The organism is Flavobacterium sp. GW821-FHT11G01, from assembly GCF_058808175.1.
In genome coordinates, this window is the sequence record NZ_JBXARK010000009.1 from 66,737 (window position 1) to 91,766 (window position 25,030).

11 protein-coding genes are annotated in these 25,030 nt (G+C 33.3%); 4 read left to right on the forward strand and 7 right to left on the reverse strand.

Going from position 1 to position 25,030, the window contains the following annotated elements; all coding sequences use genetic code 11:
• Positions 1–2: 2 nt before the first annotated feature.
• Positions 3–6,413 (reverse strand): T9SS type A sorting domain-containing protein, encoded by a 6,411-nt coding sequence (locus AC1RRN_RS16340; protein WP_492968320.1) that lies wholly within the window; start codon positions 6,411–6,413, stop codon positions 3–5.
• Between the two features lie 304 nt (positions 6,414–6,717).
• On the opposite strand from AC1RRN_RS16340, the gene AC1RRN_RS16345 reads away from it, so the two are divergent.
• Positions 6,718–8,352, forward strand: a complete 1,635-nt coding sequence (locus AC1RRN_RS16345; RefSeq protein WP_492968321.1) for a S8 family peptidase — start codon at positions 6,718–6,720, stop codon at positions 8,350–8,352.
• Between the two features lie 62 nt (positions 8,353–8,414).
• A complete protein-coding gene (locus tag AC1RRN_RS16350; protein WP_492968467.1) occupies positions 8,415–10,292 on the forward strand; it encodes a M1 family metallopeptidase in 1,878 nt (625 codons plus the stop codon).
• An 83-nt stretch (positions 10,293–10,375) separates the two neighbouring features.
• Here AC1RRN_RS16350 and AC1RRN_RS16355 read toward each other — a convergent pair whose 3' ends face one another.
• Together AC1RRN_RS16355 and AC1RRN_RS16360 are read right to left on the reverse strand one after the other, a co-directional pair.
• Complete coding sequence (locus AC1RRN_RS16355) at positions 10,376–11,572, reverse strand: DUF418 domain-containing protein (protein WP_492968322.1); 1,197 nt, start codon at positions 11,570–11,572, stop codon at positions 10,376–10,378.
• A 155-nt stretch (positions 11,573–11,727) separates the two neighbouring features.
• Positions 11,728–12,666: an L-threonine 3-dehydrogenase gene (locus tag AC1RRN_RS16360; RefSeq protein ID WP_492968323.1), complete on the reverse strand. Its 939-nt coding sequence runs from the start codon at positions 12,664–12,666 to the stop codon at positions 11,728–11,730.
• Between the two features lie 343 nt (positions 12,667–13,009).
• Here AC1RRN_RS16360 and AC1RRN_RS16365 point away from each other — a divergent pair, with 343 nt between their 5' ends.
• Complete coding sequence (locus AC1RRN_RS16365) at positions 13,010–13,609, forward strand: hypothetical protein (RefSeq protein WP_492968324.1); 600 nt, start codon at positions 13,010–13,012, stop codon at positions 13,607–13,609.
• Positions 13,606–16,971, forward strand: coding sequence for a transcription-repair coupling factor (mfd, locus tag AC1RRN_RS16370; RefSeq protein WP_492968325.1), 3,366 nt, complete (start codon positions 13,606–13,608; stop codon positions 16,969–16,971). Before AC1RRN_RS16365 ends, mfd begins: the two co-directional genes overlap by 4 nt.
• 226 nt (positions 16,972–17,197) lie before the next feature.
• Here mfd and AC1RRN_RS16375 read toward each other — a convergent pair whose 3' ends face one another.
• From AC1RRN_RS16375 to AC1RRN_RS16390, 4 genes are all read right to left on the reverse strand, one after another.
• Positions 17,198–18,040 carry a reverse transcriptase family protein gene (locus AC1RRN_RS16375; protein WP_492968326.1) on the reverse strand — a complete coding sequence of 281 codons (843 nt, stop codon included), beginning with the start codon at positions 18,038–18,040 and terminating at the stop codon, positions 17,198–17,200.
• Positions 18,015–18,311 (reverse strand): helix-turn-helix domain-containing protein, encoded by a 297-nt coding sequence (locus tag AC1RRN_RS16380; protein ID WP_492968327.1) that lies wholly within the window; start codon positions 18,309–18,311, stop codon positions 18,015–18,017. The genes AC1RRN_RS16375 and AC1RRN_RS16380 overlap by 26 nt, the downstream gene beginning before the upstream one ends.
• Before the next feature lie 844 nt (positions 18,312–19,155).
• Positions 19,156–22,527, reverse strand: a complete 3,372-nt coding sequence (locus tag AC1RRN_RS16385) for an Ig-like domain-containing protein (RefSeq protein WP_492968328.1) — start codon at positions 22,525–22,527, stop codon at positions 19,156–19,158.
• 325 nt (positions 22,528–22,852) lie between these two features.
• Positions 22,853–25,030 (reverse strand): glycoside hydrolase family 97 protein, encoded by a 2,178-nt coding sequence (locus AC1RRN_RS16390; RefSeq protein WP_492968329.1) that lies wholly within the window; start codon positions 25,028–25,030, stop codon positions 22,853–22,855.

Below are 25,030 nucleotides of genomic sequence, written 5' to 3' on the forward strand. Positions count from 1 at the left end.
CTTTATTTTTTTATGATTTTAATATATTCTGGAGTTTCTAAATAGATCTTGGCTGCATAAATTCCTGAAGGTTGATTTCCAAGATTTAATTTTGCAGTTCCATTTTCGATAACATACGCTTTGCGAGAAACTAATTGACCACCAAAATTGTACAGTTCAATTGTAATTTCGTTTTTGTTGGTTGGAATTTCAATCTCAAAAATTCCAGTAGTTGGATTAGGATAAGCAGAAAGAACTGTTCCTAAAATCTCTGTTGTTTTGATTTTTTTAGCATAAATTCCTTCACAAGCTTTTGCAGTTGCAACTTCAAGTAATCCACCTTCACTAAGTTCTACAGAGAAATTAGAATCTGTTGTTTGGAACTGTTCGGTTCCGTCAACAAAAACAGTAAACGGTGCAGTTCCTTCCGTAATTTCTACATCTACTTTTTTAGAAGTTATACTAGATTTTCCAGTTATTGTTGCACCTTTTGCAATAGTCACAGTAAAGTTTTGTTCGAAAATCACATCAGGAATTGTAATCTTGATTTTGTAAATTCCAGGAGCTAACGCAGCCACTTTTAAACTGTTATTTGTAAAAGTATAAGACTTATCATTTACCATAGCATTATAGGCAAATGCTGTTTTTGCTACAATGCTTATTTCTCCGTTGTTTTCACCCAGACAAGATTCGCCTTTAGTTTCAATAGCAAAATTGTTGGCAGGTAAAGTTAATTCTCCAGTACATTCTGTATTATACGTTGCTATAGCGTCTTTTGAACTTGACCAGCTTGTGTTTGCATTAACAACATCATCAACCAGAATGCAAGTCAATTTAGGGTTTGATGTCAGTTTCAACGAATTACCTGATATTATCAAATTATTACCGTTTTTAAGATTTAGACTCGTTAATTGATTTGAACTTATATTTATTGAATATAAATTCGGATTCTGAGAAAAATCAAAAGAAGTTAATTTGTTACTAGATATATCTACAGTTTTTAAAGCTTTATTTGAGCTAAGATTTATTTCTGTTAAAGTTGTGTTGGTAATAATTAGATAAAGCAATGCTTTATTTTTTGAAAGATCAATGTTTGTAATAAGATTATTAGAAGCATAGAATGTTTCCAATTTTAAATTTTGAGAAACATTAATGTTCGTAAGCTTATTTTCATTTATTCCAACATAAGTAAGCATTAAATTTTTTGAAAGATCTATTTCACTCAAATTATTTGTACGACAGTGCAAATGATTTAAGGCTGTGTTTTTAGAAAGATCAAGAGTGGTTAATTTATTGTTTGAACAATCTAAAAGTGTCAATTTTGTATTTTGTGTCAGATCCAGTTTAGTAAGGTCATTGCTGTAGCAATTTAAGACTTGTAATTCAGCAAAATCCTGAATTCCGGTTAAGTCACTAATTTTAGGAGACGCTTCAGAAACACTAAGAGAAGTTAATTTGGAGATACTAGAAGTTAAAACTTTTCCGTTTTCACCATCTTTATCAATACCATTTTTGATCAAAAGTTTTTCAAAATTGATATCTGGAATTAAAGTATACTGTACGTTTGCAGGACATGCTGTTGTAGAGTATGTTGCTGAAGCATCTTTTGCAATCCAGTTTTGATCAGAGAAAGCAGCGTCATCTACCTCAATACAAAGTAAATTTGGATTTTTTGTGAAATTTCCAAAAATTACTCTTTGCATATTTACGTTATTTCCGTTCTTTAAATTCAAGTTGTAAAGATTGTTGCTGGCACAATCAAATTCTTTTAAGGCAACGTTTTTTGAAACATCCAAATTGGTAAGTTTATTAAAACTTGCACTCAAGATAGTTAACTGGGTGTTTTTAGAAAGATCTAAAGCAGTTAAGTTATTGAAACTGCAATTTAAATCGCTTAAAGTCAAAAGTGTAATAAGATTTAATTCACTCAATTGGTTTTCGCTGCAATTTAGTTTTGTAAGCAATCTGTTTTTATTAACAATAACTGTTTTTAATTGGTTTTTACTAAAATCTAACGTTGTTAATGAAGTAAAATCTTCAATTCCTGTTAAGTCTGAAATTGAACTATTTGATACATTTAGGGTGGTTAATCCAGAAATACTTGCAGTAAGAACTTTTCCATTTTTACCATCTTTATCAATGCCAAGATCCATTAATTTAGCTTCAAAATTTGGATCTGGAATTAATGTGTAAGGAACAATAACAGGACAAGCTACAGATGAAAAAGTTGCTGTTACATCTTTTTTTGATGCCCAATTCTGCTTAGAATACGCAACATCATCAACCTGAATACAGGTTAAGTTTGGATTATAGGTAAGTTGTACTCCTCCATTATTACTTATTAATTTTGTATTATTTCCGTTTTTAAGATTAACATTTAATAGTTTGTTAGTACTTGCCAGTAGCTCCGTTAAATTTATATTTTGCGAAACGTCTAAACTTGTTAATTGATTGCCTGCACAAAGTAATTTTGTTAGAGCTATGTTTTTAGTTACATCTAGAGACACTAATACATTATTGTTAAGATACAATAAGGTAAGTTTTGTGTTTTTAGACACATCTAAAGTTGTTAATCTGTTTCCTTGACCGATTAAATTAAGCAGTTCTGTGCTTTTTGAAACATCTAAACTAGTTATGTTATTAAAGTCAAAACCTACAGAGGTTAAAGCAATATTTTTAGATAGATCTAAAGTTGTTAATTGATTTGAACTAACATCTAAAGTTTTCAATAACAAATTTTTAGAAAGATCAATAGTTTTTAATTGATTATTACTGCAACTTAAGGTCGTTAAGTTTGTGTTTTTGGAAAGGTCTAGTGTAGTTAACTTATTATTATTTGTAGATAATTGTGCTAAAGCTTTAAAATCTTCTATCCCCGTTAGATCTAAAATAGAGCTTCCGTCCAGACCTAAACTAGTTCTTGTAGCAATACTTGAAGTTAAAACTTTTCCGTTTTCACCATCAGTATCAATTCCTAAAGCAATTAATCTTTTCTCAAAATTAAGATCAGGAATTATTGTAAAGGCTCTACAATCAACATTAAAACTTGTTGTTGCATCTTTAGTTACTGCCCAATTGTTAGTTGCAGCTACATCAGCAACTTTAATACAATTCAGGGTTGCATTATTTGAAGCGTTTAAAGTAGTTATATTAATATTTTTAGAAAGATCTAAACTACTTAATAGGTTACCTGAAACATTTAAATTTGTTAAAGAGGTAAAAGCTTCAATTCCGGTTAAATCCGTAATAGAACTTCCTGATACGTCTAATGAAGGTAATGTTTTGATATTTGAAGTGGTTACAAATCCATTTTTTCCATCAGTATCAATTCCTAATGCCACTAATTTTTCTTCAAATTTAGGATCTGCAATGGCAGTTGTCAAAGCACAATCTATTGTAGAAAAATAAGCAGTGCTGTTTTTTTCGGCAGACCAATTCGTATTTGCATAAGCAATGTCATCCACCTGAATACAATTAAGGGAAGGATTATTTCTAAATGAAATATGGTTACTTGTAAGCAAAGTATTTTTGCCATTTTTTAAATTTAAGCTAACTAAATTGTTTCCTTCAGCATAAAAATATGCTAATGCCACATTTTTAGATACATCTAATTTTGTCAGGTTATTTGTGGTGACAATTAATTGACTTAACAGTAAGTTTTTAGAGACATCAATGCTGGTTAGTTTGTTGCTTGAACAAAATAAATAATTTAATGCTGTATTTTTTGAAGTATCTAAAGTTGTTAATAAATTTCTTCCAAGTTCTAAACTTCTCAAGCTCACATTTTTTGATAAGTCAAGAGTTGTTAATTTATTATAAGAAACGTCCAAAACTTCCAAAGCTGTATTTTTTGAAAGATCAATCGATGTTAAATTGTTAGAAGTAAGGTAGATATATATTAAACTCGTATTTTGAGTTAAGTCGAAATCGCCTAATTTGTTGTTTATAAAACTTATTGAAGATAGGGCTGTATTCTTCGTTATGTCAATTGCTGTCAATTGATTAGAACCCAGATACAATTGTGTTAAAGCAATGTTTTTAGATGGATCGATTGAAGTTAATTTATTACTTCTTGCATCCAATGTAACCAAAAGTGTATTTTGAGATACATCTAAACTCGTTATTTGATTGTAAGAACAATTTAATTCTTTTAACATCAGGTTTTTTGAAACGTCTAGTTTGGTTAACTTTCCAGTTGAAACACCAAGAGGGGCAGAACCATTACAAGCTAGTGTTTTTAAACTTTTAAAATCCTGAATTCCTGTTAAATCTGTAATATCAAGATTGGAAACATCTAATGCTGTCACATTTTCAATGCTTTCAGTATTAACTTTTCCATTTTTTCCATCCTTATCAATATTAAGAGCAATTAATTTATCTTCAAATTTTGAATCTGGAATTAACGTATAAGAATTACAATCTAAATTAAAACTTGTTGTAGCATCTTTAGTAGTATTCCAAGTGGCAGCAACAGCTAGATCTGCTACCTGAATACAAGTTAATGTAGGATTGTTAGACGTGTTTAAAGTTGTCAATGCACTATTTTTAGAAAGATCTGCTTTTTTCAATAAATTGCCAGAAGCATTTAAAGTTTTTAAAGAAATAAATCCTTGAATACCACTTAAATTGACAATAGAACTATTTGAAAGATCTAATGAAGTTAATGCTGCGATACTGGAATTTAACACTAAACCATTTTTGGTATCAGTATCAATTCCCATGGCAATTAATTTGTCCTCAAAGGCAGGATCTGAAATTTGTGTAGCCAATGCGCAATCAAAAGTTGAGAAAAAAGTTTCAGGATCTTTTTGAATTGTCCAATTTGCATTTGAATAAGCAACATCATCAACTACGATACAAGAAAGTTTTGGATTTCCGGTAAGGATTATGTTGCCACTTTTCATTAAAGTGTTATTGCCATTTTTAAGATTCAAACTCACTAATTCATTTGAGGCGCATCCAAAATTTTTCAATTCCGTATGCTTAGACAGATCAAGAGTTGTTATTTTGTTTAAGTTACAAATAAAGTCAGTTAATTTGGTGTTTTTAGAAATGTCAATAGTCGTTAATTGATTTGAAAAAAAATACAAAGAACGTAAATTGGGACTATTTGAAACATCCAGAGAAGTTAATTGATTACTATAGCAGTTGAAATTATATAAATTAATGTTTTTAGAAACATCAATAGATTTTAATTGATTTGAACTACAATCTAATATAGATAATTTGATATTATTAGAAACATCAATAGATTTTAATTGATTCGAATAACAGCTTAAAGAAGATAAGTTAATGTTTTTTGAAACATCAAGAGTTGTCAATTTAAGAGAATTTACTTCTAAGTAGGTTAAAGCAGTATTTTTAGAAACATCAATTGCTGAAAAATTCAGATTGTTTGAACATCTTAAATAAGTTAAGGCTACGTTTTGAGATAAATCAACAGAAGGCACTGCCGTACTAGTAAATTCTAACTTCTGTAAGAGAATATTTTTTGTAACATCGATTGCTTTAATTTGATTGTAGTTAAAAATTAAAGTAGTTAAATTTACATTTTTAGAAAGGTCAATATCTTTCATGGTATTGACACTGAAATCTAAAGTAGCTAAGGAAATGTTTTTAGAAAGATCTAAACTGGTTAGTAAATTTGACGAACAATCCAGTGTTTTTAGATTTAAATTTTTAGAAACATCTAGTGATGTCAATTTTCCATTTCCACCTGAGTTTGAAACTGAGGTACCCTTACAAATAAGTGTTTCTAAGGCTTCAAAGTCTTGGATTCCTGTTAAATTAGAAACTAGCTGAGGGTTTATATTTAAGGATTTAACGGTTTTGATATTTAAAGTAGAAACTTTACCGTCAGTTGGTCCAGAATCAAGACCTAATGTAATTAAAGCTTTTTCAAACTCCACATCTGGAATTAGCGTATACTGTTCTGTTCCCTGAACATACACTTGAACATCATCAATTAAAACATCAAAAGCAGCACTATCAAAACTAAAAGTCGAAAATGATAAATCGTAAGATAGATCCTGATCTGCAGTAAAAACAGTTTCTTTTTGAGTCCATAAATTATTCGTAGCAAAAGCACTGCTTGATAAAGTATTTGCGCTGCCTGTTTTCGAAATATTTAATGAAATTGGGTGATCTCCACTAAAATTAGCACTAACATATTTATACTTATATTTCACAGTATAAGTTACACCAGCTTTCATTGGTACCTGAGCAATGATTTTTGGCGAAGCTGTCTTATACGATAATTTTGCGCTAAACTGTCCTGAAGCAAAATCACCGCTTGAGACAACAGAATTTGCAATAGTCCAATTTTGGGGTATGCCGGCAGTCCAGTTCTCAAATCCAGAATTCGGAACTAAGTTAATTTGCGCATAAATCGAAAAATTTGCCAGTAACATCAACAAGAGTAGTTTTGTTTTCATAGAATAAGTTTATGATTCGGTCGCGCAAGTGTACAAGTTTTAAACCAACTTTCCTTACGGGAACACGTAAAGAGGCTATTTTTTCTTAATAATTTAATCTACGACGTCTCAGAAACACTGTAGTCTTACATTAATAATTGTTTTCGTAGGAAATAATTTAATCTTTGCAGTAAAGAGCTTTTCTATATGTTTTACATTTTCTTAAATCATAACTAAAAAATCATAACACAGTGTTAACTGTTAGTTTTTTGTAACAAAAAATCATAATTTAGACCCATCTTTAACTTTTATTATAATTATATATATGAGTCATATAAAACCAAATAGTTTATCTGCTTTTGCATTACTTGTTTTAGCAGGTTGTAGTGTAACCTTACAAGCACAAGTTTCAACTCCTAAAACAGCGATTACTGCTCCTTTAGCTATTGTTAAAAAAGCTCCGGTTACAGAAAATGAATTAAAAAGATGGAGTCATCTTGATTTGGTAAAAGATACCATTGCAGGAATGAGTGTAGATAAGGCTTACGCCGAATTATTACAAGGAAAAACAGGCGTAAAAGTAATTGTTGGTATTGTTGATTCTGGTGTTGATATTGAGCACGAAGATCTGAAAGGAATGATCTGGACCAATTCTAAAGAAATTCCAGGAAACGGAATCGACGACGATAAAAATGGTTTTATTGATGACATTCACGGATGGAATTTCCTTGGCGATGCCGTACATGAAAATCTTGAAATGACGCGTGTTGTTAAAAAAGGCGACGATGGTTCTCCAGAATATAAAAATGCTTTAGCACAATATAACGAAAAATACGACAAAGCTTTAAAAGACAAACAACAAGTAGACTTTTTGTTGGACGTTCACAATACTATTAAAAAGGAATTAAACAAAACAACCTATAAAATTGAAGATTTAAGCACGATTACTTCTACAGATCAAAAAGTAGCAAGAAGCAAAATGATCATGACTCAAATTTTTACCAATGCAGGTCCAACGTTTGATCCTGAAGCAGAATTGGAAGATTATAAAAAACAAGTTTACGATCAGTTGAATTATAATTTAAATAAAGAATTTGACGGAAGAAAAATCGTAGGCGATAATCCTGAAGACATTAAAAATGATCATTACGGAAATAATGTTGTTTTTGGTCCGGATAAAGAAGAAGCACTTCACGGAACTCACGTAGCCGGAATTATTGCACAAGTTCGTGGTAATAATTTAGGTGGAGACGGTATTGCTAATAACGTTGAAATTTTGACAGTAAGAGCCGTGCCAGACGGAGATGAGTATGATAAAGATATTGCACTAGCCATTCGTTATGCCGTAGATAATGGTGCAAAAGTAATTAACGGAAGTTTCGGAAAAAGCTTTTCTCCACACAAACAATGGGTTTACGAGGCTTTAAAATATGCAAAGAAAAAAGATGTTTTAATTGTGCATGCAGCTGGTAATGATGGTTATAATATTGATGAAACAAAAAATATCAATTATCCAAATGATTCTGAAGACAATGTAAAAGAGTTTACAGATAATGTAATTACAATTGGTGCGATTAATAAAACGTATGGAGAAAATGTAGTAGCTCCATTTTCGAACTTCGGAAAAATCAATGTAGACGTTTTTGCTCCGGGTGAAGAAATTTATGCAACAGTTCCAAATAATAAATACAAATACTTGCAGGGAACATCAATGGCATCACCAAATGCTGCCGGAGTTGCTGCCTTAATTCGTTCTTATTACCCAAAATTGAAAGCAAATCAGGTAAAACAAATTTTGATGGATTCTGGAGTTGCGCTTCCGCCAAGTGTAGTTTTGGGCGAAAATCCAAATCCAGATGCAGAACCAGTAGCAGTTTCATCAGCAGAATCATCAAAAACAGCTAAAATGGTGAATGCTTATAATGCGCTATTAATGGCTGAAAAAATGTCGAAGAAATAAAAAATATAAAACACTAATCACGATGGAAGAGTGGCAACTCTTCCATTTTTATTAAAACAATGATGCGAAAAATTATACTATTATCCTTTTTGAGTTTTGGTTTAAACTCAGCATTTGCACAAAACGCTCCATATTGGCAACAACATGTTGATTACAAAATGGAGGTTTCTATGGATGTCAAAAATTATCAGTACAAGGGAAAACAAGAATTGGTGTACACCAATAATTCTCCTGATACTTTAAGAAAAGTATTTTACCATTTATACCCAAATGCTTTTCAGCCAGGAAGCGAAATGGACGCACGTTTGCATTCGATAAAAGATCCTGATGCAAGAATGGTAAACAAAATTAAAGATGCTGACGGTAAAGAAGTAAAACAAAGCCGAATCGAAACTTTAAAACCAAACGAAACTGGTTTTTTAAAAATTACCAATTTTAAACAAGATGGTGTAACTGCTCAAACAAGAACGTCGTCAACTATTTTAGAAGTGACTTTGGCTAAGCCAATTTTACCAAATTCTAAAACAACTTTTACCTTAGATTTTGAAGGACAAGTTCCGGTTCAAATTCGTCGTTCTGGAAGAAATAATAAAGAAGGTGTCGAATTATCGATGTCACAATGGTATCCAAAATTAGCCGAATTTGATTTTGAAGGATGGCATGCAGATCCATATATCGCGAGAGAATTTCATGGTGTTTGGGGAGATTTTGATGTGAAAATTACAATTGACAAAGAATACACAATTGGTGGTTCTGGATATTTACAGGATAAAAATACAATTGGTCATGGTTATGAAGATGCTGGTGTAACTGTGGTTTATCCAAAAAAAGCAAAAACCTTGACCTGGCATTTTATTGCGCCAAATGTGCATGATTTTACATGGGCGGCTGATAAAGAATATACACACGATATTGTAAAAGGACCAAATGATGTTGATTTGCATTTCTTCTACAAAAATGATCCAAAAACAACAGGAAACTGGAAACAATTGGAGCCTTTAATGGTGAAAGTAATGGATTATTACAACCACAAAGTAGGAGCTTATCCATACAAACAATATTCATTTATTCAGGGTGGAGACGGTGGAATGGAGTACGCAATGTGTACTTTGATGCTAGGAAGTGGTACACTTGAAGGAATTTTAGGAACTGCAACACACGAATTAGGACACTCTTGGTTCCAACATATTTTGGCTTCAAATGAGTCAAAACACCCATGGATGGATGAAGGTTTTACAACTTACATCGAAGATTCTGCTCTAAATGAAATTGCGGCTAAAAAAGAAGAAAATCCATTTAAAGGAAATTATGCAGCTTATTATAGTTTAGTAAATTCTGGCAAAGAGCAATCGCAATCTACGCATGGTGATCGTTATGACGAAAACAGACCATACAGTATTTCATCTTACGTAAAAGGAAGTATCTTTTTATCGCAATTGGAATATGTTATTGGAAAAGAAAATACGGATGCGACTTTAAAAAGATATTACAACGATTTTAAATTCAAACATCCTTCTCCAAATGATATCAAAAGAACGGCGGAAAGAGTTTCTGGAGCTGAATTGGATTGGTATTTAATTGACTGGACAGAAACGACAAATACTATCGATTACGGAATTAAAGACGTAGCTGATAATGCAGGAAAAACAACTGTAACATTAGAAAGAATCGGAAGAATGCCAATGCCAATCGACCTAAAAGTGGATTATACTGATGGAACTTCTGAGACTTTCTATATTCCATTGAGAATGATGAATTTCATCAAACCAAATCCAAATCCGAATGTAAAAAGAACTGTTTTGGAGGATTGGGCATGGGCAATGTCAAACTATAGTTTCACAATTGATAAAAACAAAACAGCAATCAAAAAAATCACAATTGATCCAAGCGGATTAATGGCCGATGTAAAAGCTGCAAATAATGTTTTTGAAGTGAAATAATCAAAAACATACTTATATAAAAAGCCCTTAAAAATAATTTTTAAGGGCTTTTTCTTTTTTTTTATTTATCTAATGAACGAAGATTATATCGTTTTAACTTCAGTAACAACCTCAGATTTTGTTTTCTTAAAAGGAAATAATTTCCAATAACTGGCAGATCTCCAAAGCCATTCAACTGGGCCATAATTGTATTTTGAAAGCCACCACTTACTAATGAATAATTGAAGAATAAAGACAAAAATGGCTAAGAAAAAATAAAACCAATAAGGTAAAGTATTATAGATTTTAAAGCCAATTCCAGAGAATAGAAAAACAGCAATAATGTTTTGCATCATATAATTGGTCAATGTCATTTTACCGCTAACCCTAAAATAGTTGAAAATTGTTTTCAACTTTCCATTAGTATACAATAAACAAATTCCAGAAGAAATACAGAACATTGTATTTATTATAATCCAAAAAACAGGATGGAAATAAGGGAAAGTTACTTTCTGCTTAATTGCAATTTCAAATAGAATACCGGAAATTATGGCCAGAATCAACGTTGTTAAAAAAGTTTTTTTTAATAGTTTTTTAAACTCAGGCAAACGATTAAAAAAGTTAATTTTTTGAGCATAGAAACCTAAAAGCATAAGTGTAAACATCACGACATGTACTGTAACAGCATAAACAAGATTAATCATTTCCTGATAATAAGTTCCCAGCAAATTAAATTGGAATACATCTAGCCAGTTATCAGAGTAAAATAATTTTAAGTATTTAGCAGTAGATTGTACATCTGGTAATGTTTGTTTTATCGAATTGATATAAGCAGTAAGAAACGGAATAGTTAAAAGAAGTATTCCGCATGTTATTAGAATTGTTTTGGATGAACTTTTGTAAAAGAATAAAAGTAATAAGCCTAAAAAAGCGTAGTCTTTTAAGATATCGCCTAACCAAAAGGCAGAATTTATAAAAGCAAAAATAAATAGGAGAAACATTCTCCAACAAAAAAAGTAAACAGGATTTTTTCCTTTTTCTGCTACATTATTAATAAGTACCGCAAATCCATATCCAAATAAAATACTTAATAAGGTCCAGGATTTGGCTGAAAAAAAATACACATTAAAATAGCTGATAATCTCAGAAAAAAGACCTTTTTTTAGAATAAAACGTTCTAATCCAATATATCTAAAATCAACATAATTTCCTATTGCCACTCCCAACAAAGCCCAGCCTCTTAAAATATCAACAATAGCTGTTCGCTTATCTTCCTGAATGGGCTGAAATGAATTTGTCATAGATTTGAATTGGTTTTGGGTTCAAAAGCAATTCAAATGTAAGAAAATAATAATAAAATAATAATGATTGTATGGGAATGAAATGACGAAAAAAAACTCGTTTAAAATTCATTTCTGAAAATTAAACGAGCCTTTACTTTTTTATTTTTTTAAGTCTATCCCAAATGCTCCAGCATATCTTTTGTCATTGTTTCAAGATCAAAAGTATGTTTCCAGTTCCAGTCTTCTCTGGCTTCAGTATCATCGATACTTGCCGGCCAGCTGTCTGCAATTTTTTGGCGGAAATCAGGATTGTAAGTAATCTCAAATTCCGGAATATGTTTCTTAATTTCATTAGCAATTTCAGTTGGCGTAAAACTCATTGCAGCCAAATTATATGAAGAATGTATTTTGATTTGCTCAACAGGTGCTTTCATAATATTGATAGTCGCATCGATCGCATCATCCATATACATCATTGGCATTTTGGTTTCCGACGATAAAAAGCACTCATATTTTTTGTCGGCAATAGCCTTATAGAAAATATCAACAGCATAATCTGTAGTTCCGCCACCCGGAGGCGTAGACCAACTGATTAAACCAGGATAACGTATGCTTCGAACATCGACACCATAAATATTATGGTAATATTCGCACCATCTTTCTCCGGCTTGTTTACTAATTCCGTAAACGGTCGAAGGTTCCATCACGGTATATTGTGGTGTATTTTCTTTTGGAGTTGTTGGTCCAAAAACCGCAATACTGGATGGCCAGAATATCTTTTTTATTTTTTTTGCTTTCGCTAAATTTAATACGTGGAATAATGAATTCATATTCAAATCCCAGGCAAATGCAGGATTTTTTTCGGCTGTGGCAGATAAAAGTGCCGCCATCAAATAAATATCAGTAATTTTATGTACCTCTACAAGATGTTCGATTTGGTTAAAATCTAAAGCATTGACCACTTCAAAAGGCCCGGAATTAACAACATCAGTATTTAATTTTCGAATGTCAGAAGCAATTACATTTTCTGTTCCGTATAACTTACGCAATTTCTGGGTTAATTCTGTCCCAATTTGACCGCAAGCGCCAATGATCAAGATTTTTGGATTCATTTGTGTTTTTTTAGAGACACAAATATAACGTTTTCGCAATTACGTATGTTTTTTTGAATCATAAATTATGTATTCAATAATGAAAAAGTTTGTTTGTTGGATAATTCTCTTTTTCAGAGGTGTGTCTTTGTGCCTGCATGTATGTGTCCTTGTGCCTTCTGAAAATTTGCTATAGATTGCTTTTTACAGCGTCAAAAAAAGAGATCTGACTTCGTTCAGCTTGATATCGAAAATTTAAGTCTGAAAAACTTAGAACCTTAGTACCTCAGCATCTCAGAACCTCAAAAAAAGCACTCGTAATTGTAAATTTACTTTGTAACTTTGTAGCTTAATGTTTTATCAAATGAAATATAAAATATCTCTTTTTTTGCTTGTACTTTTTGTGTTGAATTCATGTCAGAATGATAATGAAAAACGCCTTGCTGAAAACGCAAAAGAAGCAAAAAAGAACGAAAAAATCTTCAATAATATTAATAAAGCCTGGGTTTTTATCGATGAACCAATTAATGAAGCTTCAGAAAAAAATGCGAGTTCATGGAATGAATGGCGTGAGTTTTTAAAAGAACTTGGAGAAAAGCCAAGAAAAACAATTGGTGCATTTCAAAAAAAATCGACTGCAATTTCAAAAAAAGCGTTTGCACTGAACAATAATATTCCTGCAGAATTCAATCAGCCTCAAATAAAAAGCCGAATTTCTATTTTGATTACTAAAGTCAAAATGATGGATTTGTTTATTCATTTAAGCACAATTCCAGACGAAAAAGTAACTTTTCTAATAGGAGAAATCAACAAAGAACTGGTTTCCTTAGAAAGACAAATGGATAAAATTGTCGAGAAAAATAAAATTCCAAAAGAAGAAGGCGAAGAAGATTTCTTAAGAATGCTAGATACAACGCGCGCAATTCCGAACCAGGTTAAAGATCCAAATTTATCAATAAATTGAGTAAAAACGCCTTATATACCATTTATGACAATCTGCCGAAAACGGAGCAGATTGCCAAAAGTTTACTGGAAGGGAATCAGATAAAAATGAACCTTAGTGGTTTGCTTGGATCTGCCGTTTCATTTGTAATTCGTTCCGTTTTCAAGAAAACAGAACTTCCTTTTTTAGTTGTTTTAGACAATAAGGAAGAAGCGGCTTATTATTTGAATGATCTCGAACAAATGATTGGCGAGCAGGACGTACTTTTTTATCCGGCTTCTTTCCGTCGTCCTTATCAAGTTGATGAAACCGATAATGCGAATGTTTTGCTTCGCGCTGAGGTTTTAAACCGAATAAATTCCAGAAAAAAACCAGCGATAATTGTTACGTATCCGGAAGCGCTTTTTGAGAAAGTGGTGACGCGTCAGCAATTGGATAAAAACACTTTAAAAGTTGCTTTGAATGATAAAATTTCGATTGATTTTATCAACGAAGTTTTGTTTGAATACGAATTTAAAAGAGTTGATTTTATTACAGAACCCGGCGAATTTTCGGTTCGTGGAGGAATTGTCGATGTCTTTTCTTTTTCAAACGATCATCCGTACCGAATTGAATTCTTCGGAAATGAAGTCGACAGCATCAGAAGTTTTGATGTTGAAACCCAATTGTCTGTAGAAACGCACAAAAAAATCACGATTATCCCGAATGTCGAAAACAAGATTTTTCAGGAAAACCGCGAAAGTTTCTTAGATTATATTGCTGAGAAAACCGTTCTTTTTATTCAAAATACAGATGGGCTTTTTAGTCAGTTAGACAAACAATTTGCAAGAGCAGAAGAAGCTTTCCAGAAACTTTCAGGAGAAATAAAACACGCCACGCCGGAACAATTATTCTTAAATCAGAGTTCGTTTATCAAACGTGCTTTGGACTTTTCGATTATAGAATTGGCTTCAAACCCCATTTTTAAAACCACTAAAAAGTTTGAATTTCATATTCAGCCTCAACCGTCTTTCAACAAACAATTTGATTTATTGTTGAACAATCTGAGCGACAATCATTTTAACGGATATAAAAATTATTTATTCTGTTCGAATGAAACGCAGGCAAAACGTTTTCATGATATTTTTGAATCTTTAGATGAAGCGAATTCAGAGAATATCAGAAAGCAATATCATACCATTGTGTTGCCTTTGTACCAAGGTTTTATCGATGAAGAAAATCAAATAACAGCTTATACGGATCATCAGATTTTTGAGCGTTATCATAAATTCAACATCAAAAATGGTTATTCAAAAAAACAGAATATCACGCTTAAGGAATTAACCGCACTTTCCGTTGGCGATTATGTAACGCACATTGATCACGGAATTGGAAAGTTTGGTGGTTTGCAGAAAATTCAAGTTGAAGGTAAAACGCAGGAAGCCATAAAATTGGTTTATGCTGATAATGATATTGTGTACGTAAGTATTCACTCGCTTCATAAAATTTCCAAATACAACGGAAAAGACGGAACGCCTCCGAAAATCTACAAATTAGGATCGAACGCCTGGAAAATTTTAAAACAAAAAACCAAAGCGCGCGTCAAACACATTGCATTCAATTTAATTCAGTTGTATGCAAAACGTCGTTTAGAAAAAGGTTTCCAGTTTGCGCCGGACAGTTATTTACAAAACGAATTAGAAAGTTCGTTTATTTACGAAGATACGCCAGATCAAACCAAATCAACGGCAGAAGTAAAAGCCGACATGGAAAGTGATCGCCCAATGGATCGTTTGGTTTGTGGTGATGTTGGTTTCGGAAAAACTGAGGTTGCGATTCGTGCTGCTTTTAAGGCGGTTGATAATAGTAAACAAGTTGCGGTTTTAGTTCCGACAACTATTTTAGCGTACCAACATTATAGAACTTTTACAGAACGTTTGAAAGATATGCCTGTTTCGATTGGTTATCTAAACCGATTTAGAACGGCGAAACAGAAAACACAGACTTTAAAAGATTTAGCTGAAGGAAAGCTTGATATTGTTATTGGAACGCATCAATTAGTCAACAAAAATGTAGTTTTTAAAGACTTAGGTTTATTAATTGTTGATGAAGAACAAAAGTTTGGCGTTAACGTAAAAGATAAATTAAAAACCATTGCTGCAAATGTTGATACATTGACATTAACCGCAACGCCAATTCCGAGAACGCTTCAATTTTCGTTAATGGCGGCTCGAGATTTATCAGTAATTACGACGCCTCCGCCAAATCGTTATCCGATAGAAACGAATGTTGTTGGTTTTAATGAAGAAATTATTCGTGATGCAATTTCGTATGAAATTCAAAGAAACGGACAGGTTTTCTTCATCAATAACCGAATCGAAAATATAAAAGAAGTGGCCGGAATGATTCAGCGTTTGGTTCCAAATGCAAGAGTCGGAATTGGACACGGACAAATGGAAGGCGCCAAACTCGAAGAATTAATGCTAGGTTTCATGAACGGAGATTTTGATGTTTTGGTGGCAACCACAATCATTGAAAGCGGTTTGGACGTTCCAAATGCCAACACGATTTTCATCAACAATGCGAATAATTTTGGTTTATCAGATTTACATCAAATGCGTGGTCGAGTAGGACGAAGCAACAAAAAAGCATTTTGTTATTTCATCTGTCCGCCGTATTCTTCGATGACCGAAGATGCGAGAAAACGTATTCAGGCTTTGGAACAATTTAGCGAACTCGGAAGCGGTTTCAACATCGCCATGAAAGACCTTGAAATTCGCGGTGCCGGAGATTTATTAGGCGGAGAACAAAGTGGTTTCATTAATGAAATTGGTTTCGACACGTATCAAAAAATCATGAACGAAGCCATCGAAGAATTGAAGGAAAATGAATTCAAAGATTTATATCCGGAAGAGAACGATATTGAAACAAAAGAATACGTAAAAGATTTACAAATCGATACCGATTTTGAATTGCTATTCTCTGATGAATATATCAATAATGTCACCGAGCGTTTAAGTTTGTACAACGAATTAGGAAGCGTGAAAAACGAAGCAGAATTGGTTATTTTCCAAAATAAATTAATTGACCGTTTTGGTCCAATGCCGCCGCGTGCCAATGCTTTGATGAACAGCATTCGCATCAAATGGATCGCAACAGCTGTAGGAATTGAGAAACTGGTCATGAAAAAAGGCAAAATGATTGGTTATTTCGTTTCCGATCAACAGTCTGATTATTATCAATCCAAACGTTTTCACAAAATGATAAAATTTGTACAGACACACAGCAATCTTTGTACAATGAAAGAAAAACAAACACCAAACGGTTTGCGACTTTTATTGACTTTTGAGAATGTAAAATCTACGAAACGAGCTTTGGAATTGATGGAAATGTTGGGAGAGTAATTTTTTTATTTTTTAGAAGCAGAAAGATTGTTTTTCAAAAGACGTTCAGTCCCGCTATCCCTTTCAATCTTTTACGCCGAACCCCGGCGCAAAAGGATTTCCAGTCCTATCGGGGCTAGACAAGAATGTTTTGTAATTCTAAGATCTTAAAAAAAAAGACAATTAAGAAAATAGAATTTGTACCTAGCTTCACTACTGAAGTTAAAATGTTTCGAATAGAAGGAGTTTATCTATTTGTTTTTAATATGCTTTCTCTGTAATTAGTGAATGGCTTACAAGATGGATGATTATCTATCTCAAGTTTAGATTTAGCAATTAATTTTTTTGGAGCATCAATTTTATGAAGTAGAACTACAATACCTGTTATTGTTTGTTTATTTTCATAATTTGTTTTTCTATAACTAATTTTTAGGCCACTTTTCTTAATTACAGATAGCAAGGTTGGAATTAAATATTGGAAATCTTGAGGGGAAGAAAATGTTAGATCATCTACATATCTAGTGTAAGTGATATTATTTTCTGTACATAATTTTATAAGTTCATTATCTGTTTTAAGAAAGAAAATATTTGAAAGATGAGTACTCGTGGGTGTTCCTTGAGGAACTTCACCTTTCCAAGTAGTTAATCTTGTAAGTTGTAAAGCAAATTGTTTATTGTAACCTAATTCAATAAATAGATCATGAATTTTTTTTGATTTTATTGAAGGGAAGAAATCTTTTAAATCAGTTACAAAAATATATTTATTGCCTTGATGTGGTTTAGCATTAGTAATGTTACTTTTTTTCTTAACGCCACCATGAACATTATGAGGTAATTCAATTTTAGAAAGAATCCTATCTTTAATTCTGGATTGAATTAGGTTTAATTTTTTTCTTGATGGGCGAATTACTCTTTCTTTTATAGATCCATCTAAGTATGTTTTAGGTTTTCCTGTTTTAGGATCTATTTTTACTTCAACTCTCTCAGTATATTGACTGTCTATATCTTTGATTATATTATTAATGTTTTCGTTTGTTTCTCCAATTATTGAAGGTAAAAACAATTTATGTTTTGATACGGAAGAATTCATTGATCAAAGATTTAACAGATGGATTTATAATTTCAAAAGCTTCTCTTTTTTCGGGAGAAATATCTTCTTCATTTAAAGACATATAAAATAATATTGGCAAAGGAATATTTAGATTTGCACTTATTTTTTTTAAAGTAGCCAAATTAGGTTCTTTGGAATTATTTTCAATTTGAGAAAGGTAGGTTTGAGTAATTTCACAAGATGTAGCAAACTCTTTTTGAGTTTGCCCTTGTTGTTTTCTGGTGTCTTTTATGACTTTACCTATGTTCATAATATGTAGATTAAAAAAATAAAGAGTGTCGGGGAATAAGCGATGAAATCTTTTGGAAGAAACATAATAGACTAAATTAAAAATTTAATAAGGAGGGCAACAATATCTGATACTTCAGATTTATAATGTTTGTCCGTCAATCCCTTTTTTATTTTTAATCTATTCAATTTAGCGGTTGCTTCATGTAATAAATTAGCATCTATCTCCGATAGAGAGCACTGGTTCGTTGCGAAGGTTATAGCGTTTAGTAAACCATCGATGTTTTGGAGTCTTTTTAATCTAGACATATAATTTGTTTTTTAGTAATAGCTGAATTGCTATCTGCTTGTTTAACAATAGCTAATTACTAAATGTGTAGACAATGCTCTCTGCGCACCACTTTAAAATTCTGCTTCCTAAAAGAAACATTGATAATACAACTTTAATTCAATTCTAATCTGATTTAAACTATCTTGATAAAATGGATTTTAACTTAAATTTCATCAAATGATTTTGAGATATAACTTTTAGCGATATCCTAGGCGTTCAACAGGTTTAGAGGGGAATTGTGTACTAAATCCCAATAAAGGGTTGTTCAAAAAAAATGAACAAAAATTTAACTTCTCCACTTAGTAATTAACTTCCAAAACATATTTCAAAGAACTATGATGCAAATATAGTAAAATATTACTGATAGTTAATAAAAAACAGAAAAATATTTCAATTTTTTTTTATAGCCGTATTTAGTTTTTTTTTATTTCATTGTAAGTAAGGTGGTTATGTGTTTTTTAAATTAAAAATAGTGATAAACAAAAAATGGCGCACGAAAATTTCATGCGCCATTTTATTTTAAACTAAATCGAATTTATTTTATAATTAATTTTTTAGTCACTTTGAATTCTTTTGAAGCAATATTTACAATATAAACTCCTGATGATAAATGATGATTGATTTGTCCTGAAGCCGAAAGTCTTTCGGTTAAAACTGTTCTTCCGTTCATGTCTGAAACTGTAATTGCTGCTGCATCTCCATTTTCTAATTCCGGCATTAAAACATGAAATTCACTATCAGTCGCTGGATTCGGATAGATTCCAATTACCTGTTCAGCTTCTGAAACATCATCAATTTTTAAAGCCGATTTTCCTGTTCCAACTGTCGTTGGCTCTAATTGCCATTGTGCGCTAAACCAGCCATCTTGAGAATTTCCGTATTGAGCAGAACCTGTTTGGTTTTCAATATGAATAATGTTTCCTGATTGCCATCTGTTTCTTAATCTTGTCCATGTTCCATCGATATAATCGCTTGACCATTGCGCACTCCAGAAAGTAGTATCTGTTATATTACATTGAACCGTTCCAGTTTGGCTTTCGATATTAATTAATTCACCTGTTGCCACATTTTTAAGAACAAAATAAGTCGCATCTATAGCAATTTTTTGCCATTTATAACTGTTGCCAGAAATCGTTGTTCCGTAACCAACATTTGCTCCGGCATCAGATAAATAAGCTCCGGTCCATCTGTTTTTGATAGTGTAATAATTTCCTCCTGTAGAAGTTGAAACTGTTATTGCACAAGTAGCTGTTTTACTTCCGTCAACAGTTGTTACCGTAATTGTTGCAGATCCGTTTGCTACGGCAGTCACCAAACCTGAATTGTTTACAGTTGCTACAGCAGTATTGCTTGAACTATAGTTTACAGCTTTGTTGGTCGCATTTGCAGGAGTAACAGTTGGAGTTAATTGTTGCGTTCCGCCAACATTTAATGATGCCGAAGTAGGACTCAAACTAACACTTGTTACCGCAACATTTGTTGCGTTCACCGTTACTGCACAAGTCGCCGTTTTTGCTCCGTCCTGAGTTGTTACGGTTACTGTTGATGTTCCCGCAGCTACGGCAGTTATTAATCCAGAAGAATTTACCGTTGCTACAGCTGTATTGCTAGAACTATAAGTTACTGCTTTATTTGTCGCTGTTGAAGGATTAACCGTTGGAGTTAATTGCTGTGTTGCACCAACTAATAATGTTGAAGTTGTTGGTGATAAAGTTACACCTGTTACAGCCACAACTGTTCCCGGATTCGAATCGTACCAAGTATTGTTCATGTACCAACCTGTTTTGTTTCTGCTTAAATCGGCAGTTTGATTGGTTCCGTCATTGAAAATTAAATTGGTTGAAGTTACGTTGGTAAAAGTATAGCTGTACCAGCCATTTCCAGCATCGGTCATATTAACTCCCGGCCAGGTTGCATTTGCCAAAACTCCAGCAGGTAAAGCACTCCAATAATAAATTTTAATTCCGGTTCCCCAGTTTGATGGTTTATAAAAATAAACGGTAAAATTGGTATTCGGATTTACTGTGATTGCAGCAACTGCAGTTTTGTTTCCGTCTTGAGTTGTTGTTGTAATATTGGCTGTTCCCGCCGCAATTGCTGTTACAAGTCCACTTGAATTTACTGTTGCAATGGCTGTATTACTTGAACTCCAGGTTATATTTTTGTTCGTTGCATTTGCAGGCGAAATTGTCGCTGCAAGTTGTTGCGTATTTCCTGCATATAAACTTGCAGTTGTTGGCGAAACCGCTACTGAAGCAACTGGAATTGCTGCAACCGTTATGGCTGAAGTAGCTGTTTTGTTCCCATCTGCTGTAGTAACCGTAATTGTTGTCGTTCCCGCAGTAACCGCTGTTACCAATCCAGAGACATTTACTGTTGCAACTGCTGTATTACTCGATGTCCAAGTCACATTTTGGTTTGTAGCGTTTAAAGGCGCAATAGTTGCGTTAAGCTGTTGCGTAGATCCTAAACCAACAGTTGCTGAGGTTGGGCTAACTGAAACTCCTGTAACGGCTACAACCGGAGCGTTTGTATTGGTTAAAACCAAATATTCGTAAGCGGCGAATGTTCTTGTAGCGCCTGTCGTTAAAGTAACAGAAGCGTTATTATTGTACGGATTCACATAAGTTCCTGCTAACGCTGCCGGAATTACATACGACTTAGAAGCATTTCTTAAATTCGACATTACGATTACTTTTTCAGTACCTAATGTTTTGGTAAAAATACTGATATCATCATTCGCATACGTAGTCAAATCTCCACGTCTGACAGCAGCACTTGAAGTTCTGAAATTTAAGATTTTGGCGAAATCTGCAGCTGCAGTTGGATTTTGTGACCAGTTGAATTTGAAGTTTGTCCAAGGCCAGTCTGTTTTTGGCTCGTAGTCGATTTCTTGTCCGCTCATTAAGAAAGGAACCCCTTTCATATAAGCTGAGACTAAGAAATTAGCAACAATTCCGTTGTGACTTTTGAATACGATAATTGGTCTTCTTACGCCATCATCATTCGTATAAGTATCATGGTTACCAGTATATCTAACTATTTGCTGATTACCGGTTGCTTTCGCATATTCATAAGTAGTCTGATCCTGGATTCTTTGAGAAACCGGTCCTCCACTGGCAATATCATATAAACCGGCATGAAACCATCTGTCTCCATAATTCATATCAAAACCAACCTGAAAGTTTTCTTGTCTGTCTCCTTCGGCTAGCATTAATAATTTATGAGATGAAATTCCTCTAAGGTTAGTATTAACTTCAGACCAAAAATCTAAAGGAGGATTATTGGCATAATCGCAACGATATCCGTCAACGTTTGCTGCGTAAATCCAGTAGCGCATGGCATCTTTGATAGCATTTCGAGTAGCCGAACTATTAAGATCAAGAGCGGCAATATCGGAGAAGTTTCCTAATTGCTGAATGGTTGTACCACTTCTCATATAATATTCCGGATGCGAAACGGTCCAGACATTATCCCAGGAAGTCCCGTTGATGGCGATGTCTAAAATAACAGCCATTCCACGGCTGTGAGCACCATCAACTAAAGTTCTTAAATCTGAAAGAGATCCATATTCTGATCCAACGGCTTTAAAATCTTTAATACAATAAGGCGAAGGCGAACTTCTGGAATCGGTACCGTGTGGGTAAATGGGCATTAAATAAATAACGTTCGTACCGAGTGCTTTTATATTATCTAAACGGGCGGTTACTCCGGCTAAATCTCCGTTAGCACTAAACGGGCGAATATGTACCTGATACATGTTTACATCTCTGGTATCCGGGACACCAGCGAATGGCGTGCCGTATTGAGGCGGATCTTGTGCATAAACGGAACTTGCAAATAATAATAGAAAACAGATAAGCGTTTTCGTGAAATGAAATAATCTAGTGGTAATTTTGATTTTCATAATTTCGGTTTTTTTGCATGCTTGTCAGCATCTTTAACTAAAATTCATTCTCACTCGCATTGTTTTAAATTTGACAAACATTTTGTGGTTAATAGTTTTCAAGTAGTAAAATTTTTAATCTAATTATAATCGTTGAGTATAGTGCATAACGATTTTATCTAACACATAGAAACATAGATATTATGGCGTAAAAAGAGTTCAAAAAAAGAAACAAATTTCTTCACACATAGATGGCTATGTGTGTTTTAAATAAATGAAATGCCTTTTTTTGGAGTTTACGAAATCTATGTTTCTATGTGTTAAAATAATTATGCTCAACGAAGAATTATAACTTTTTCAATCCCTTTAATTCTGATGCATTTGCTTCTTTGATACTGATTGCAACACCACCACCCGGAGCTAAATACTGTTTTAAAATTGTTTTTGAGGTTACAACAACTTTTGTTACAGTATATTTTTGTGGATTTTGGTTCCAATTGGCTTCTTTAGCATCGGCATAAATAGTGGCGATGAATTTTTTTCCGGCAGGTAAATAATCAAATTTGATGTTTGCGGTTCTTGAGTTTTCATCTGTAATTCCTCCAATAAACCAAGCGTCTTTTCCTTTAGCTTTACGTGCAATGGTAATATAATCTCCTGGTTCAGCTTCTAAAACATAGCTGTTATCCCAATCTACAGCAACATCTTTTATGAACTGAAAAGCATCTGGAAAACGTTCGTAATTCCCCGGAATATCAGCCGCCATTTGCAACGGACTGTACATCGTAACATAATAAGCCAATTGTTTTACCAAAGTCGTATTAACACGTTGTGTACTTCCAGTACCGTAATACGAAAGATCGGTTTGAAAAATTCCTGGGGTATAATCCATTGGACCTCCCATTAATCTTGTAAAAGGCAAAATGGTAGTATGATCCGGTGCTAATCCTCCCATCGATTCAAACTCCGTTCCTCGAGCAGATTCTTGTGCAATCCAGTTTGGGAAAGTTCGGTTTAAACCTGTTGGTCGAACGGCTTCGTGGCTGTCAATCATAATTTTATAATCGGCTGCACGTTTGGCTACGTTAATGTAATGATTCACCATCCATTGTCCGTCGTGGTGTTCGCCACGTGGAATAATTTTTCCAACATAACCTGTTTTTACTGCATCGTAACCGTTGTCATTCATAAATTGAAAAGCACGATCTAAACGACGCTCATAATTGGTTGCAGATCCTGAAGTTTCGTGGTGCATGATAATTTTTACTCCTTTCGAAGCTGCATATTCATGAACCGCTTTTACATCAAAATCCGGATAAGGTGTTACGTAATCAAAAACTTCCTCTTTCCAGTTGTTGATCCAGTCTTCCCAGCCAATGTTCCATCCTTCGATAAGTATCGCATCGAAACCATTTTTAGAAGCAAAATCAATATATTCTTTTGCTCTTTCAGTTGTAGCTCCGTGTTTTCCATTCGGCGTAAGCTTTGTAAAATCATCAGTTAACTTCACATTGTTCTCTTTTCCAAAAGCCCAAGTACTTCTTCCGGCTACGAAATATTCCCACCAAATTCCGATGAATTTTACCGGTTTTATCCAGGAAACATCTTTGTAACTTGTAGGTTCATTAAGATTCAGAATTAATTTTGAAGCCAAAATATCTGTTGCTTTATCACTTACCACAATAGTTCTCCAAGGCGATTGTGCATCAGTTTGCATATAACCTTTTGCACCAACAGCGTCTGGAGCTAAATGACTGCGCATTTTGTTGTTTACAGCATCAACTTCAAGATACATTGCCGGATAATTGATTAATCCTGCTTCGTGAATATTGATGTATAAACCGTCATCAGATTTCATCATGGATGGCGTTTGCACAGCAAGTTCTTTTATTGGCCATTGTGAATTGATATCGATCGTTGCTTTTTTCATCAACGAAGGAATTTCAGAAATTTTCGAAGTCGTGTAAGCATATTCATTGGTATCATAATCTCCCGGAATCCAGAAAATTTTATGATTTCCAGCCAGATTAAATTCAGAACGCTCTTCTTTAATTACAAAATAACTCAGGTCATTTTGTTTTGGAAATTCATATCTAAAACCTAATCCGTCGTTGAATAAACGGAAACGAATGCGAATGTATCTGTTGTTTTGTTTCGCTTGCGCTAAAGTAACAACCAATTCGTTATAATGATTACGAATGGTTTTTTCTTCTCCTAAAACCGGATTCCAATTTTCATCAACAGAAGATTGTGCTGTATTTGTAACGGTAAAACCATCCAAAAACGAAGGCAAATTTTGTAGTTCTAAACCCAAAGAACTTGGTTTTATAACTGCTTTTTGTTTATATGATAATTGGTAAGACGGAATTCCGCCTTCTTTCAATTCAAATTTTAAGGAAAGATTTTTGTCTGGCGAAGTTATTTCCTGTGCCTGAATCCATACGGAGTTGACGCACATAAAAAGTAAAAGCGCTAGTTTTTTGCTCAAACGAATTTGAAGCATTTTTTGGGATTGAAAATTCAT